Here is a 15,002-nt window from a genome sequence, read left to right as displayed (position 1 = left end):
TCTTATAAAAAGTTCGCTTCTGTCCATATTTTCCAACAGTTTAGACCGTTTAGCGAGCATATACGCCAATTTAGGCCTAATAACAATCTGCCAACGATATACGCGCTATTTATTGCATATTATTATATACATCAAACGCATTAATAATTTCTTGGTTGCGAATTACTTCGCTAGCATCAGCTCTTGCTATAATAGCTCTTGTCATTTTATCACTAAAGCCAATATACGTAACTTTTATACCCCGAGCTTTCGCAACCCGAATAGCTGGCAGCAAATCAGTATCTGAGCTTACCAGTATAACCTCATCAACCAGTCCGCTTAATGAATCAACGACAATATCCACCGCAATACCAACATCAACACCCTTTTCTTGCATACGCAGATCTCTGTGTTGACAGTTATGACACACATCGCTATCACGCACTTTTAATTTACCGACTTCGTTGAAAGTAATGTTTTGATTTTTCAAAGTATTTCTTAACCGTCGCGCCACATCCGAAAAACGCGTTGTTTTCTCTAGAATTGAATCGTCAAGATCTCTGCGAACCTGTACTTTAGCGCCATAAAACACAATTTCCACACCGACGCCAACGATATTTTCGACAAGCGACCTAATATCAATCTTAGTTAGTTCGTCCTTTGAAGATATTTTGCCATGCTCAATCAAAACCTCGGCAGCTTTATACAAAAAATTTTGACCATCGACATATACCCTCTTCATACACCTTATTATACCAAAAACCTCGACGGGGACGAACCCAAGTCGAGGTGCTGTACGTATTATATTAGCAGAGATGTGCGTATAAATCAATATTTATGACGCGTCAAAAAGTTGATGGCGCAAATCACCCTTGTAGCCAACTTCTTCAAGCAGCTCGCGCTTCAAAGACAACTCAATCGTCTCGCCAAAATCCATGCCACCGCCCGTCAAATCCCAGTTTGGGAAGGTTTCGCTTGTTCCTTGTTTGAAATGTAGATTTACAGTATATTCTGTCTTTCCAATATCCATTACTAACTACTCATTAGGTGCTAACAAGTTGGTAATTACCTAATTGTGATACTCTTTTATCTTATCGGCATATTCAGTCAAAAGTTTCTTTGAATAAATTTTTTCATTTTCTGAATTTCTAACCTCTTTCCAAAGAATGGAAGCTACTTTTAATTTGTTCGAATAGTTGCGACTATTTTCGTCTGCACTAAAATCCTTTAAAAATTGATTCCATTGACAAACCGAATTATCATACTTGGCATAATCTGATTCTCCATAATAAACTTTTAGCATATCTTGAATGGTAAAACTCAAATCATTTTCTCTTTTTACTTTCCTCCAAGCTGTTGCCATATTAGCAGTAAATTTAAAAGGTGTAATACCTGTTACGACGGAGAAATATTCTCTAAATTTTGCATTAAAAGAAAAACCACATTCAAGTAATGGTGTGTCTAATGTAATATTTTCAACTTGCTTCTTTTCATTTTTTATTAGTGATTTTTTAATCAGATTACCCTTAAAGTACTGCTCAATAATGTGATTGAGTTCTTGTTTTGTACCTCTATATTCTAATCCTAATGACTTGCAAATCTGTGAAAGTTCTTCACGATACCAATAATATTCATTAAACTCGTCAAACGATGTAATTTTATCAAACTCAGGTCTACTTTTTATCAATCTTTTATCTCCTTAAACCCAATTTGCTTTTTCATGTCTAGTATCTATAGCTCCTCAACATTCACCCGCCGCTGCTCTGTCGTATCTCGCTCGCGCACGGTGACAGTGCCGTCCTCCAGCGTCTGGAAGTCGATGACCACGCAGTGCGGGGTGCCGATTTCGTCTTGGCGGCGGTAGCGTTTGCCGATGTTGCCGTTGTCGTCCCACATCACTCGGCCAGGGTTGGCTTTGGTGAGCTGGGTGTAGACTTCGCGGGCTTTTTCCACCAATTCTGGCTTGTTTTTCAGCAGTGGCGAAACGGCAAATTTGACCGGCGCCAAATGCTCTGGCAGTGCCAAATACACCCGCTTTTCACCGTTTTGCTCGTCCTCGCGGTATGCACCCGACAGCACCGCCATCAGCGCCCGCTCCACACCAAACGACGGTTCAATAACGTGCGGAACAAATTTTGTGTTCGTTCCCTTGACGGTGTACTCCATGCTCTTGCCACTGGCACGCTGGATGTTCATCAGATCAAAATCAGTCCGGTACGCGATACCCATCAACTCCTCACGGCCAATTGGATAATCGTACTCAATGTCGATCGTCTTTTTGCTGTAGTGCGCCCGATCCTCCGCCGGTACGTCCAGCTCGTGGATGTGCTCTCGCTTCAAACCTAGCTCTGCCAAAAACGCATGCGTCGCCGCCAGCAATTCATCAAACGCCTCCTGCCAATGCTCAGGGTCGACGAAATATTCAATCTCCATCTGCTCAAACTCACGAGAGCGGAAGACAAAATCACGCGGCGCAATCTCATTACGGAAGGCCTTGCCCTGCTGAGCTATACCAAACGGTAAGTTCGGGTAGAAACTATCGACGACGTTTTTGAAATTGGTGAAGATACCTTGGGCGGTCTCGGGGCGGAGGTAGGAAATCGACTGTGGATCGTAGGTAATCGCTTTCATGCCATTAGGACTACGCTTACCATCGACGCTCCCCGTCAACTCATCAATTGCCAGCTCATTTTGCCCGCTAGCACCGACAAATGTCTTGAACATCATGTTAAACTGTCGCGGCTCACTAAAATCACCTCGCGTACCACAGTTAGGGCATTTAATCACTCTTAGCACATGCGACCACTCTTTCAGCCCAAAATCACTGGCCTCCTCGAGGTCAATCTCACTTGGGCCAAGCTCCATGTCCAGTATTTTCTTGAACAACTCGGGCTCTTTTTCTTTGATCTCGTCATAAAAATTCGGTGCCGTGGCATGCTCGCGATACCATTGGATCTTCTCGGTGAGGGTCTCGTACTCGTCCAGTTTTTCTTTCTGATCTTTGAGCAAGTGATCTTCACGAAAGCGCGCCTTGCAGTGGTTACATTCCACCAGTGGGTCAGAAAACGTATCCACATGTCCACTCGCCTGCCAGACCTTCTGATTCATCAAAATCGCCGCATCGACGCCATACATATCGTCGCGCTCATCGACAAACCTGCGCCACCACAAATTCATAATATTACGCTTCAGTTGCACGCCTAGCGGGCCGTAATCCCACGTGCCACTCAGACCGCCGTACACATCCGACCCCTGATATATAAAGCCGCGGCGCTTGCACAGGCTGATAATATCTTCCATTTTTGTAGTACTCACAGTCTTCCCTTTCTCCGCGTTGGCAACGCGACGATTCATTAACTGAGGCTTATTATAGCATGCTTGACGGTCGCTATTTATTGTGCAACAATCGCACGTAGGGAGTATCAATGGTGTTATGAGTCAGGAACAGTACAACACATCGTCTACAGATAAAATTTTTCCAGATTCCCCTGTAATACGTCACCCCCAGGAATACTCATTGGAGGAGGTCCGTAGATTACTAGAGATTTCTGATAAATACGAAGGAGCGGATGATAGAGCTAGAAGCATAGTCGCCGAAGGGATCCGCGTCACTGGTTTCGCTGCTTTTAGCTCCACAAGCCCGCTAACAGCTCAGGAGCAAGGTAAAATTAGAGAATACTTTGGGCAATGGATGCTACTCAGAGATCAACTCTCAGGACTCATCACCCCCTATGAACACAATACTTTTCTCTCGGCAAAGCGTAATTTTGACTCTGCCTGCACCAGTAAAGTGTCCGACCAAGTAAAGGTGGCCTTCCTAGATCAAGCACTAGAAGATGCTCACAGTGTTTACGCCAGTCAAACCAAAAGAACAGATATTTCTTTTAGTTCCGTCCTCAATAAAATATTCCTAGCGCGCACGTTACGCGATCTCGCCGCGATGGGTCGATTTGATGACGACGCTAAAAGAAGCGCGGTTGCCCTGCTCTGGGAATGTGCCGATGAGATTATCAAAATAAGTAAGCCAGATCTCGAGGTGGAATATTGCAAGGAGTCCTATTTACATGAGATTGAATATTTCCGTGGCCAATACTCGGAAGAGATAGAGATTAACCCCGAAGAGAACCCCGATATTTCAACACATAACATACTCACCAAGCTTAATCAGCCGGATATTGAGTCCGAGCAAAACCCTAATATTTTCGTGAAATCTGCCTTCTCTTCCCTGCAGAAAGCAATTGTGAAGCATGCTCTACAAGACACAGCTACACCGCCACATGCTGCCTAGCTACTAGCCAGCAACTAGCGATGACCAGGCCGAGGCCGCCGATGTGGGTGAGATTTTCTAGCGGCTTGGCTTGGATGAGGCGCAGCAGCTTGATATGATCGGCCGTTAGGTCGCCCTGCTCGCTTGGCCTTAGGGCCTTTTCGCTTGGATCGTACATGTATGATTTATCGCTCGTCAGCGTCCGCCCGGCCACGTCAGTGCGTAGATTCAGCTCGTCACCCAGTAGCCCGGCGTACTGCATATAAAACCACGTCTCGACCAGCAGCCGATCAACCGCCGGCCGATCAAGCCACGCCAACACCTGGCTAAGCACCGCGAACCACTCCGGCCCATCAACGGTCTCGGTCGCCTGCGCCACCAACTTGAGCGCCTGGTAAGCGAACTGCATCCGCTCATAATCCTCGAGGATATGCCGATAAAACGCACTGAGCCTGGCACTAGTCAGCAGCCCCAGCTCGCCGCGGCCCGAACGAATCACCACGTCACACAGCGCCAGAAGCTCAATGCCGCCAGCCAGCTTGCTCCGCTCGCGGCGCACCCCCTTGGCGATCACCGCCCGCCGCCCCTGGGGCGTTAGTAGCTGCAATACTCGATCAGCTTCCGCATAATCCGTCCGCCGTAGCACAATCGCCTTGAGCCGCTCGCCGTCTTTCATTCCGCCTCCTCGCCTAGCACGCTGAGCGCGGCCCGCACGTCGTCGGGCGTCATTCGCGCCTTATCAAGCACCGCCCGCACGCCAAACGACCGTAGCTGATCCAGATCAAGCACTACATTACTGCACACCACCACTGGCAACCGTGACAGATCCTCGTGGCTTTGCAGCTCATTCAGTAGCGCCATCCCCGTCTCACCCGCTAGCAACATATCAAGCACCAAGCCATCCGGCTGCCACTCATCAATCATCGCCATCGCCTGCCCAGCCGCCACCACTATTCGGGCCGTATACCCCGCCTCCAGCGCATACCGCTCCAGCACTGCCGCCCACTGCGGATCATCCTCGATGATCAGGAGTTTTTTCATAATAAGCTCATCTGCTCGCTGAGCGGCACATCAACATAAAACGTCAGTCCGTCTCGGTGGCGTATCAGCCCGATCTGCCCGCCCATCGCCCGCGCAAACGTCGCAGCGATATACACTCCGAGGCCGCTGCTATCCGGCCGAGTTCTGACCGACTTACGCATGGTCATCTCATCCACCAGCTGCCGATACTCAGCCAGGCTCATCATCGGCCCAAAATCCCGTACGCCCAGCCGCACCATCGTCCCTGCCTGGCGAACAGTCACGCGAATTGCGGCCCCAGCCTCGCTATAGCGCATCGCATTATCGAGAAAATTCATCATGATCCGCCCAAGCAGCAATGGATTAGCCACCACCAGTCGCTTTTTGCCCGCCCGTGGCCACGTCACCCGTCGGTCATACAGCCGCAGCATATCGCGCGACTGGTGCGCCAATTGGGCTAGCAGCGCCAGTGGATTAACCGGCTCCAGTGGAAACAGCGTTGGCTGCACATTCACGGTACGCGCCAAATCCTGCACTAAGGCCAGCGAGCGCTCCGCCGTCAGCGTCACTCGCCGCTGCATCAGTTGCGCCTCGGCTGGACTGAGCTGACCATCCTCAATCAATAAACTCATCTGCCGAATCAACGCCAGCGGCGCCTTCAGCTCATGCGCTGCCACCGCTATGCTCGGCATCGCGGCAAACTCCTTATCACTCCACTGTGGCTGCGCCATATACCTCTAGTATAGCAAACCGAGGCGCCAAAAAGAACCGCTGCCGCTCTGTATCATTTCACACACCAGCCGCGACCAAGAAAATTACTGGACAAATTTCACTGTCTTGAGAATAGCCTCAAAATCTGGCTTGAACGTATCAGCATCGGTTGAAAAACGCAGCGTCTTGTCGCGCACCTTCATCAGCACCACCGAGCCGCGCAGATCCTTGCTAAACGCACCGTCAATGCGTGTGGCAGTGTTGCCGTTATATTCGACGCTACTCGAGGTCAAGTCGCCTTTTTTCAGCAGGCTGGCGTACTGATCTAGCGTCTTGTTGAAGTCACTGTTAAGAATCTCGAGGCGCAGCGCAAACTTGTTTTGGTTGCTACTATGCGTGTTCGTCGGTGGCACGATAGCCGGGTGGAGATATGCTTTATAATCACCGCGATCGCTGCCGTCAGCCGCTACGTAAACACTCCAGGTCTTTGGGTACATAAACGACACGCGGCCGTACTGCTCGGGGCCGACAAATTCAATGCGCGGGTTTTTGGCCTCTTCATTAAATTTCTCGCGGTCAGCCTTTGATTGCTCTTCGCGCGCCTTGGCCGAAGCTACCGCCATCCGACTCTCGACCGCAGTTTTCTCCTGTGAATATGCCAGGTACGCCCAGATCGCCGCACTACCAGCCGCCACGAACAGCACAATCGCACTAATCGCCACAATCATCCAGCTATTAACATATCCCTGTTCCATCTCTGTTTTTCTACTCATATGCATCAGTATAGCTTATGCTTCGGGCGATGTAAAGCCTCCCGGCAGCCGATAGAGAAAATAGCCGTGGTATTCTTTTGTCGGCTGCGTGCCGGGAACAGAAAATCCGTAGCTCACGAAAGTCAACGGCTCGGTCTGGGCGGCCGCTTGGCGCCTGGCCAGCTGAAACATCTTTGCAATATCGCGGCCATCGCCAAAGGCATACATCACTGTCACCTTGTCGAGCACCGGCTGCCGCCAGATATTCGCCCAGTGCACTCGGGCGCCCGGTAGTTTGCGCAGCCGCCAGCGCGATATTAGCACCAAGAACGGATTAATCTCATAGCCAATCGCCCGCGCACCCTGCCGGGCTGCTGCCATCAGCACCACACCGTCGCCCGACCCGATATCAAGCACCACGTCGCCTTTACCGAGCGGCAGCGCCTCAGCAAACAGCCGCCGCACTTCGCGCGACTTTGACGGCACATACGGTGCGCCGATCAATGCCGGTAGCGCAAAGATCATCAGAATCGCGCCACCAAGCCACACGAGCCATATCACGCGCTAAAATCCTCGCCAAGCACCGTAATGTCGTGCTGCATATCATCCAGTACCGCCGTAATGTCTTGCGCCAGCTGCCGCGCCTCAACAAACCGCTGCTTGGCCTCGTCCAGGCTGAAGTCATCGCCCTGAAACCACGCGATGCGCTCGTTCAGCTCCGCCATCATCTGCTCAATCGTTTTTTCGTTTGTCTTATCGTTTTTCACTGCTTTCAATCCTCGCTTTCATAATCATATCTTTTGTTGTAATCTTTACAATACTACCAATTTGACGATCGCCGCTAATCATCGCATAACCGCGCCGCAGCGCCATCTCTGGGTCGTATTCAGCGATAATCCGTTGTTGCGACAATATCGCATTTTTAGCAATGTCAACGCGGTGCGACCACTGTTCGAGCGCCGCTTGTTGCGACATTGTTACGTGAAGGCGCCGCTCCTGGATCTGCTGCCGAATCACTTCCGTCACGCCACCCAGCCGCAACTCCAACTGCCGCCTCACCTCGTGTTTATCCGGAAACAATATCTGAGCGGCGTTGCTCGGTGTGGCCGCCCGCACATCAGCCGCCAGATCGCACAAACTCTCGTCAACCTCATGCCCAATGCCAGTCAGTACCGGCACACGACTACCAGCCACCGCCCGCACCAAGCATTCGTCATTAAAACTCGCGAGGTCCTCTGCGCTACCGCCGCCGCGAATCAGCACAATCACCTCTGGCGGCTCCGCCAGCTGGTTGCAGTGGGCAATCGCCCGCACCGCCTGATCGGCCGCACCGTCGCCCTGAACCTTCACGTTAGCAACGATAAACTTCACCCCGCCCCAGCGCTCGCCAGCAATTTTCATAAAATCTGCGTAGCCCGCTGCCTGGGTGCTGGAAATAACCGCCACGCGGACAGGATATGGCGGCAAGGGGCGCTTGCGTTCCGTATCAAACAGCGCTTCGGCCGCCAGCTTCGCCTTGAGGAGCTCGGCGCTACGCTTGAGGTGACCCGCACCCAGTGGCTTGACCTCCTGTACCGTTAGGCTAAACTTACCCTTGGCAGTTAGCTTGGCCGAGGCTCGCACCACCACGCGCATTCCCTCCTCGATTGGTGCCCTGAGCTGCCAGGTCATCATGAAACAATTGACCGCACTCTCAGCATCCTTGAGCGTAAAAAAGACAAACTTCTGCTGACGCATGGTGAACTCAGCGATCTCGCCTTCGACCTCGACGACCGGGACAGCGGTCTCCAGCACCTGATTGACGACCGCTACAAAATCGCTAACGCTAAACCGCGGCGCCATCGTCATCATCTGGCCGCCCATATTTGATCAGCGCGTGCTGATAGAACATATACCCAAAGACAATTGTCCCCGTTAGTAAAATCACCCGCGTCAGCACAATCCCAGCGATGGCAACGTCCGGCGCCACACCGGTCATACTCAAGAAAACGATCATAATTGCTTCGTACACGCCCGCACCACCCGGCGTAAAGGCCACCAAGCTAGCCAGTCCCGCCACGCCGTAGCCGATGATCAGCACCGCTGGATTGACCGACACGCCCAGTGCCCAAAACGCCACGATGAACATCAGCACATCAAAGATGGCATAAATCGCGCCCCAGACCAGCGGCTTGATGAGTAGGCGCCGATGTTCTGACAGCTCCACAAAATCATCATGCATCTCAGCAAAAAACGCTTCAATTTTCGTCGAAACCAGCAGCCGCTTGATTTTGCCCAGCGTCGCCCAGCGCACTACCGCGTTGATCAGCCGCGACACCCGCACCGCCGTGTTGTGCATCCGCTTTCGCGACGAGAACATAAAAATCAGCCCAAATGTCAGCGCCAACACCACCAGCACGAGGAGGAAACTTGACGTCACGATATAGCGATTGACCTGCCCATCAATTGACAAGATTAACACCGCCAGGATCAGCAGCACCATCAGCGACAAAAAGCCCGTCACGTAACGAATCACCTGAGCAAAGGTCGAGCGCGCCGAGCTGACGCCGAGCTTGTGCATCCGCCACGTCGTGTAGGAAATACCGCTGACGCCGCCTGACGGAAAAATGTGATTGACCAGATTCAGCTCCAGCGCAATCCGCGTCTGCTCAAACCGCGAGATATGCCCGATCAGTTTTTTATCGCGAAGATAGGCAAAGATCATCTCGCCGCCCGCGAAATAGACGATAATTTGAAACGGTAGCAGCAACATCAATAGCCAGATATTCGCCCGGCCAAGTAATTCCCATGCCCGAGCCAGCTCCGCCCGCGACAGAAAAATAATTAGCACCAGCACTGCCAACGTCACGAGGCTCATGATCGTCCGTGGTGACTTACATGCTTCCAAAAGTTGCCGTATCCCTTTCGACACCATATCGCCCATTATATCACGCAGTTTTTGCTATAATCAAACCATGTACATCACCCTGCTTGGCCGCCAGCCAGAGATCTCGCTCGCCGAACTTGCGGCGGTGTTTGGCGCAGACTGTGTCAATCGCATCAGCCAGCAGTTTGCCGAAGTTCAAACATCTCAATTTGATATTACCACCTTGGGCGGCACCATTAAATACGCCGAAGTGATCACCGAGCTACCAGCCAGCCGCACCGATAAAACCTCGCTCCTCGCCGCTTCGCGCTTCATCACCCAGCATTATCAAGCCAAGTGGGCGCACTCGCCGCATAAAATCACCCTCGGTCTCAGCGCTTATAACCTAGCCGTTGCCGCCCGTGATATCCAAAAAACCGGCCTCATCCTCAAATCATCCCTAAAAAAATCTGGCACCAGCCTCCGTCTCATCCCGAACGATCAGCCAGCCCTCTCTACCGCCACCGCGCACAATAACAAGCTCGGTGGTTCGCCGCATAAAGTCGAGCTGCTGCTTGTTAAAACGACCGACCGCCGCCTGATCATCGCCGAGAGCCGCGGTGTCCAAAACATCACCGCCTATACCCGCCGCGACCGCCATCGCCCCAAGCGCGACGCCTTCGTTGGCATGCTGCCGCCCAAATTAGCGCAGATTATGCTGAATTTAGCGCTGGGTGCCGGGCCGCTAGCTCGTCACAGATCGTGCGGCAATTCTGTGATGAGTAGGATTCCAGCCATCTCCTCCAAGTCGAATGCATCCGGCAACGCCGTCCGCAGAACTATCGACTTGTCAGAGAGGCTGGAATCCGACCCTCTCACGGAGGTTGGCAGACGGCACCCCTTGATACTCGACCCCTTCTGCGGTACCGGCACCGTCCTGCAAGAAGCCCTACTCGCTGGCTATGATGTCGTTGGCACCGACCTCAGCCAGAAAATGGTTGATTACACCACTGAGAACCTGTCGTGGCTGCAATCAACCTTCACTGCGCCCGGCAACGTCATTGATATTCACCAAGCCGACGCCACCACGCACCGCTGGCCAAACAGCACACACCTCGCTGCCGTCGTCTGCGAAACTTACCTTGGCCAGCCCTTTTCCGCACCGCCCGCACCCCAAAAACTAGCGGAAGTTGTCGGTAACTGCAACCACATTATCACCAGCTTCCTCACTAACATCCGCTCGCAGCTAGCGCCAAACACGCCGCTGTGTATCGCCGTGCCAGCGTGGTACGACGCATTTGGCCGAGCCGCTCACTTGCCGCTAATAAAAAACCTTCAACAGCTCGGCTATCACCAGCTCAACCGCACACCGCTCATCTATCGCCGCCCTGATCAGGTCGTCGCTCGCGAGTTACTGATCCTGCAAGCTACCTAAGCACCGGACGATTGAGTTGTAGCGCCGGATCATAGTCTGCGAGCTGCCCCAAGCGACCCACCAATTCCTTTTCCAAAAGATCAAGCTGCGCTTGACGCGCCTCTGCTGCTTGCTTGGCCGCAGAAGGAGCGATCGCCTCCGGATGATACTGCTGACACATTGCTAGTAAATCCCTAGCGCCCAGACCGATCCGCCGCTGATTCAACGCCACAAGTAAAAATGCCAATGCCGGCCGCGCCCGCTCGGTCATTTCCATCGTCATCTGTTGATCGGTATCGGCAAACACCTCCCGCCCGATCTGGCTCAATAGTCCGTCCACCATATTTGCCCCAATTGACGCATACAGCCCCTCGCCCGCAGCATAGTGCGCCAGCGGCTCGGAAAGCGCCACCTCAATCTTTACCATTGCACCACTCTCACGCTGCATCATCGCTGCGATCGTCTCTTCTGAGGTTGTCTGGCCATTGACACCGCGCTCAGCAACCTCTGCCGCCGCCGTCTGTACCGCGTGCAATGCTTGGAGTGCCTCTCCGTCACGAGGCTTCTCTTGAGATTCGTACACAGCACCACCGAATGCCACTGCGCCAACAGTACCCAACAAGACACCCAGTAGTGCCGTTCTTCTATCCACTTGTCTGTTGAAAATAGCTTCCATTGTCGTCATATTCTGCTCGCTCATAGCCCCTAGTTATATAACACTTGGCTAATCAAGTAAAGCCCCTTGACTTTTTATCAGCCGTCACTTATACTGGTACGGATTAGGTTTAGAAAATTTAAGGAGTTTCAATGTCAAAAGTCAAAGCTGGTGGCTCAAGTAAGAACATCCACAACAACCCTGGCCAACGCCTCGGCGTCAAGCGTTTCGGCGGCCAAAAAGTTAACGCCGGCGAGGTACTCGTCCGCCAAACAGGCGCTACGAAAGTCGCTGGTGAAGGCGCATACATGAGCCGCAACTACACCATCCACGCTGCTCAGTCCGGTGTCGTCACCTTCAAACGAGTCAAGAAAACCAAGTTCACCGGCAAAACCGAGCGACGAACTCAGGTTTGCGTCGGCTAGTCAGCACTATTCTCTATTCTATGACGCCGCCATCCCGGCATCAAGATTACACCCATCTATTTAGCTGTCTATTCCGCTACGCTAGTAGTATTTGAGCGGCTAGTTCCTCCAGGCAGCTACGACACGCCCAAATGATGCTTTACTCGCGCTACCACGTCGCCGATCACCACCTGTGACTTAACGAGATATTCATCCACGCCCAGCGCCTCTGCCCGCTCTCGGTCTTTCTGCTGGCTGAGCGCCGTCAGCATAATCACCCGCACGTTGGTCGTTTCTGGCGTATTGCGCAGGATATCGAGCACGTCAAAGCCGCTAATTTTCGGCATCATGGCATCCAGTACGATCAAGTCCGGCCGAAACGCCACCGTTGCCGACAGTGCGTCCTCGCCATTATGCACCTCACGAATCTCAAAGCCCTCCAGCTCCAGCCGCGACCGATAGACTGCCGCCAGTGCCGTATCGTCTTCAACTAATAGTATTTTTTTTCTGTGTTGCATGTCCCTTACCCTCCCTTTTTAAGCTAGACACTCTTTGCTTTCTCTAACTGTGGGTCACGCCCATTATCCGCCGCCCCAGTCGTCATCTCGACCTTGACATCCGGCTCGATACCCGACTTATCAATATTCTTGCCATGCGGCGTATACCAGCGCGCCTCGGTCACTTTTAGAACCGAGCCGTCCGCCAGATCAATCGGCCGCTGCACACTGCCCTTACCATAGGTTTTTTCACCAACCAGCGTCGCCTTGCCGTAATCCTTGAGCGCCCCCGCCACGATCTCGCTGGCGCTGGCACTACCACCGTTAATCAACACAACCGTCTTGATATCACCGAGAAGCGGCTGGCCAGTCGATTTCTCCGTCGAGACAACCTGCTCGCCGCGCCGCTGCGTCATCACCACCTGATGATCAAGCCACAGCCCTGCTAGCGCCTGTGCGGCCGCCACCGTACCACCAGGATTTCCCCTGAGGTCGAGGATAACTTTCTTGACACCTGCCGAGCGAAACTCCTCGGCGGCTTGGCGCGCTTGCTTGCCGGTGTCATCATTAAAGCGACTGACTGTCAAAATACCGATCTCACCATCAATCTTCCACTCGGCAGCCGGCGCGACGACTTTCTCGCGCGTCACTGTCACGTCTTTACGTTCGCCACCACGCGACAGCACCAACTTGACCGTCGTGCCAACGTCGCCACGAATACGCTGCACCACTTGATCAACCGGCATATTAGTCACCACCGTGTCATTGACCTTGACGATGGCATCACCAGCTTTGACGCCCGCCTTTTCGGCTGGGCTATTCTTTAGCGGCCGGATGATCGTCGGCACGTTATGCCGCTTGGCAATTTCCGCCCCGATACCGCCACCAATATTGCCCGACAAGCTCTTCTCAAACTCCTTGGCTTCATCCGGATCCATATACGCCGTGTGCGGATCGCCCGTCGCCGCCACCATACCGCGCGCCGCCCCACGCGTAAGTGCTTGCTCATCCAACGTACCGTCATAATGAGCCTTTAACTCACGGTACACGCGCTGCACTGTTGATACATCCAGCGACCCCGTCGCTGTCCTGAGTCCAAACAGTGACCCGACCTGCGCCATGATCAAATCCGACCGCGTTCCGGCCACAAAACTCACAATCGCGATCAGCAGCCCGCCCAAAAACAAGCGAGCCCGCGTTCCTACCCTCCGTTGCTCTGTCATATATCTATTGTACACAAAAACCCCCGCTGATGCGAGGGCTTTATTGGCTCATCGTACTATTAAAAATACACGTAGGTTAAGCCCGAGGCTAAACGCGTATACTTTCGGTACAGACCGTCCCACGCCAAGTTATAGTCACTGACCGTGATTGTACCGTCACCATTGACCGACTCAACATACATCACGTGGCCATAATAGCCAACATTCATAACCGCTGCTGCGCCAGCCTTTGGTGTCGAACCGCTCTGGATGCCGTATCGCGCCGCTGTTGATGGCCACTGATTAGCGTTACCAGCCCCACCAAAGTGTGGCACAAACCGACCGGTACTGTGGATCTTCCAGGCCACATAGCTCACGCATTCGCGCGTATATAGGCCCCATGGATCGACGTAAGCATCCAGTGGTGCATTCGCCCAGACGCCTGGATAGCCGCCACCGCCCGGGATACCACCCGGAATTGATACCCCGCCAAGTGCTCGCCGGTTAGCCGCCGCCTGCTCTTCGCGCAGTTTCGCTGCTTGGTTATTCCGCTGCGTCGCCAGGGCCGCGTAGGCATTCTGGTCATTCTTGGTGTCATTAACCAGCTTGGCCTGCTCCGCCTGCTTGGACGCCAGTTGTGTCTGCTGAGCTTTCTGGTCTTTGAGCACATTCTCAACTGACTTTTTATTCTCTTCCAGTTTAGCCTGCAGCGCCTTAATTTCCTTGATCTTATCATTCAGCGACGATCGCAAACTACTACGTTGCTCCTGCTTATCGACATAATCGCCGATTGATTTGGAGCTCGCCAGCATCTCGAGCGGTGAAATCTGATCATCAAGGTAAATATCCGACAAGATTTTACCCATGACCTTACGGTTTTTTTCAATCGCTAGCTTATTCTTAGCAATTTCCGCAACCAATGCGTCGTGCTTTTGCTGACTCTTGGCAATTTCCGCCCGAATCGAATCAATCTGCGCATTAATGCGCCCCAGCTCCTCCTCCAACGTCGCCGCCATCGTCCCGAGACGATTGGCCTCGTTCTGCGCCTGTTGCGCCTGTTGGTTGAGAGCGTTAATTTCCGCTTCATAGTCACGCGCGAATACGTGTGGGCCGAGCTGGAACACGCCAGCGCCCAAAACAACAGCACTAACCGCCACGAGAGCTGCCCGTGTGGCTCGTGATGTCGAAACTGGTGTGGTGGACCGTATCTTCATTGCTTTTTATTTTAGCACAAGCGACATATGGACGTCAAGCGC

19 protein-coding genes are annotated in these 15,002 nt (G+C 52.7%); 3 read left to right on the top strand and 16 right to left on the bottom strand.

The window, feature by feature from the left end; translation table 11 throughout:
* Positions 1 to 109: 109 nt before the first annotated feature.
* From GWK77_01310 to GWK77_01295, 4 genes are all read right to left on the bottom strand, one after another.
* On the bottom strand, positions 110 to 721 hold the full coding sequence (locus GWK77_01310) for an NYN domain-containing protein (protein ID QHU92814.1): 612 nt from the start codon (positions 719 to 721) through the stop codon (positions 110 to 112).
* A gap of 93 nt (positions 722 to 814) precedes the next feature.
* On the bottom strand, positions 815 to 1,009 hold the full coding sequence (locus GWK77_01305) for an NUDIX domain-containing protein (GenBank protein ID QHU92813.1): 195 nt from the start codon (positions 1,007 to 1,009) through the stop codon (positions 815 to 817).
* Between the two features lie 39 nt (positions 1,010 to 1,048).
* The gene (locus GWK77_01300) at positions 1,049 to 1,663 is read right to left on the bottom strand and encodes a hypothetical protein (GenBank protein ID QHU93411.1); all 615 of its coding nucleotides are present in this window, start codon (positions 1,661 to 1,663) and stop codon (positions 1,049 to 1,051) included.
* A 47-nt stretch (positions 1,664 to 1,710) separates the two neighbouring features.
* The gene (locus GWK77_01295) at positions 1,711 to 3,333 is read right to left on the bottom strand and encodes a glycine--tRNA ligase (protein QHU92812.1); all 1,623 of its coding nucleotides are present in this window, start codon (positions 3,331 to 3,333) and stop codon (positions 1,711 to 1,713) included.
* A 79-nt stretch (positions 3,334 to 3,412) separates the two neighbouring features.
* Between GWK77_01295 and GWK77_01290 the strand changes: the two genes are divergently transcribed.
* Positions 3,413 to 4,267, top strand: a complete 855-nt coding sequence (locus tag GWK77_01290) for a hypothetical protein (GenBank protein QHU92811.1) — start codon at positions 3,413 to 3,415, stop codon at positions 4,265 to 4,267.
* Here the strand turns inward: GWK77_01290 and recO are convergent.
* The 8 genes from recO to GWK77_01250 all read right to left on the bottom strand — a co-directional run bounded on the left by recO (position 4,245) and on the right by GWK77_01250 (position 9,643).
* Entirely contained in the window at positions 4,245 to 4,922 is a 678-nt protein-coding gene (recO, locus tag GWK77_01285; protein QHU92810.1) for a DNA repair protein RecO, read from the bottom strand. The two genes, GWK77_01290 and recO, sit on opposite strands and share 23 nt — an antisense overlap.
* Entirely contained in the window at positions 4,919 to 5,287 is a 369-nt protein-coding gene (locus tag GWK77_01280; protein ID QHU92809.1) for a response regulator, read from the bottom strand. Before GWK77_01280 ends, recO begins: the two co-directional genes overlap by 4 nt.
* Positions 5,284 to 5,997 (bottom strand): hypothetical protein, encoded by a 714-nt coding sequence (locus tag GWK77_01275; GenBank protein ID QHU92808.1) that lies wholly within the window; start codon positions 5,995 to 5,997, stop codon positions 5,284 to 5,286. The genes GWK77_01280 and GWK77_01275 overlap by 4 nt, the downstream gene beginning before the upstream one ends.
* 84 nt (positions 5,998 to 6,081) lie before the next feature.
* Positions 6,082 to 6,750, bottom strand: coding sequence for a hypothetical protein (locus GWK77_01270; protein ID QHU92807.1), 669 nt, complete (start codon positions 6,748 to 6,750; stop codon positions 6,082 to 6,084).
* A gap of 15 nt (positions 6,751 to 6,765) precedes the next feature.
* Positions 6,766 to 7,290: a hypothetical protein gene (locus GWK77_01265; protein ID QHU92806.1), complete on the bottom strand. Its 525-nt coding sequence runs from the start codon at positions 7,288 to 7,290 to the stop codon at positions 6,766 to 6,768.
* Positions 7,287 to 7,496 (bottom strand): hypothetical protein, encoded by a 210-nt coding sequence (locus GWK77_01260; GenBank protein QHU92805.1) that lies wholly within the window; start codon positions 7,494 to 7,496, stop codon positions 7,287 to 7,289. Before GWK77_01260 ends, GWK77_01265 begins: the two co-directional genes overlap by 4 nt.
* Complete coding sequence (gene xseA, locus GWK77_01255; protein ID QHU92804.1) at positions 7,483 to 8,592, bottom strand: exodeoxyribonuclease VII large subunit; 1,110 nt, start codon at positions 8,590 to 8,592, stop codon at positions 7,483 to 7,485. The genes GWK77_01260 and xseA overlap by 14 nt, the downstream gene beginning before the upstream one ends.
* Positions 8,555 to 9,643 carry a flippase-like domain-containing protein gene (locus tag GWK77_01250; protein ID QHU92803.1) on the bottom strand — a complete coding sequence of 363 codons (1,089 nt, stop codon included), beginning with the start codon at positions 9,641 to 9,643 and terminating at the stop codon, positions 8,555 to 8,557. Before GWK77_01250 ends, xseA begins: the two co-directional genes overlap by 38 nt.
* Positions 9,644 to 9,683: 40 nt before the next feature.
* On the opposite strand from GWK77_01250, the gene GWK77_01245 reads away from it, so the two are divergent.
* Complete coding sequence (locus GWK77_01245) at positions 9,684 to 11,009, top strand: methyltransferase domain-containing protein (protein QHU92802.1); 1,326 nt, start codon at positions 9,684 to 9,686, stop codon at positions 11,007 to 11,009.
* On the opposite strand, the gene GWK77_01240 is transcribed toward GWK77_01245, so the two are convergent.
* Positions 11,002 to 11,688 (bottom strand): hypothetical protein, encoded by a 687-nt coding sequence (locus GWK77_01240; protein QHU92801.1) that lies wholly within the window; start codon positions 11,686 to 11,688, stop codon positions 11,002 to 11,004. The two genes, GWK77_01245 and GWK77_01240, sit on opposite strands and share 8 nt — an antisense overlap.
* Positions 11,689 to 11,795: 107 nt before the next feature.
* Between GWK77_01240 and GWK77_01235 the strand changes: the two genes are divergently transcribed.
* The gene (locus GWK77_01235; GenBank protein QHU92800.1) at positions 11,796 to 12,068 is read left to right on the top strand and encodes a 50S ribosomal protein L27; all 273 of its coding nucleotides are present in this window, start codon (positions 11,796 to 11,798) and stop codon (positions 12,066 to 12,068) included.
* A gap of 116 nt (positions 12,069 to 12,184) precedes the next feature.
* Here the strand turns inward: GWK77_01235 and GWK77_01230 are convergent, their stop codons facing one another.
* The 3 genes from GWK77_01230 to GWK77_01220 are packed head-to-tail and all read right to left on the bottom strand — an operon-like array spanning position 12,185 to position 14,960.
* Positions 12,185 to 12,565 (bottom strand): response regulator, encoded by a 381-nt coding sequence (locus tag GWK77_01230; protein QHU92799.1) that lies wholly within the window; start codon positions 12,563 to 12,565, stop codon positions 12,185 to 12,187.
* Positions 12,566 to 12,588: 23 nt separating this feature from the next.
* A complete protein-coding gene (locus GWK77_01225) occupies positions 12,589 to 13,767 on the bottom strand; it encodes a PDZ domain-containing protein (GenBank protein ID QHU92798.1) in 1,179 nt (392 codons plus the stop codon).
* A 59-nt stretch (positions 13,768 to 13,826) separates the two neighbouring features.
* Complete coding sequence (locus GWK77_01220) at positions 13,827 to 14,960, bottom strand: CHAP domain-containing protein (GenBank protein QHU92797.1); 1,134 nt, start codon at positions 14,958 to 14,960, stop codon at positions 13,827 to 13,829.
* Positions 14,961 to 15,002 lie beyond the last annotated feature (42 nt).

It is taken from the genome of Candidatus Saccharibacteria bacterium oral taxon 488 (genome assembly GCA_010202645.1).
In the GTDB taxonomy this organism is placed as follows: domain Bacteria; phylum Patescibacteriota; class Saccharimonadia; order Saccharimonadales; family Saccharimonadaceae; genus Nanosynbacter.
The sequence above is the reverse complement of the archived record's forward strand: the minus strand, read 5'-3'. Positions and strand labels throughout refer to the sequence as shown.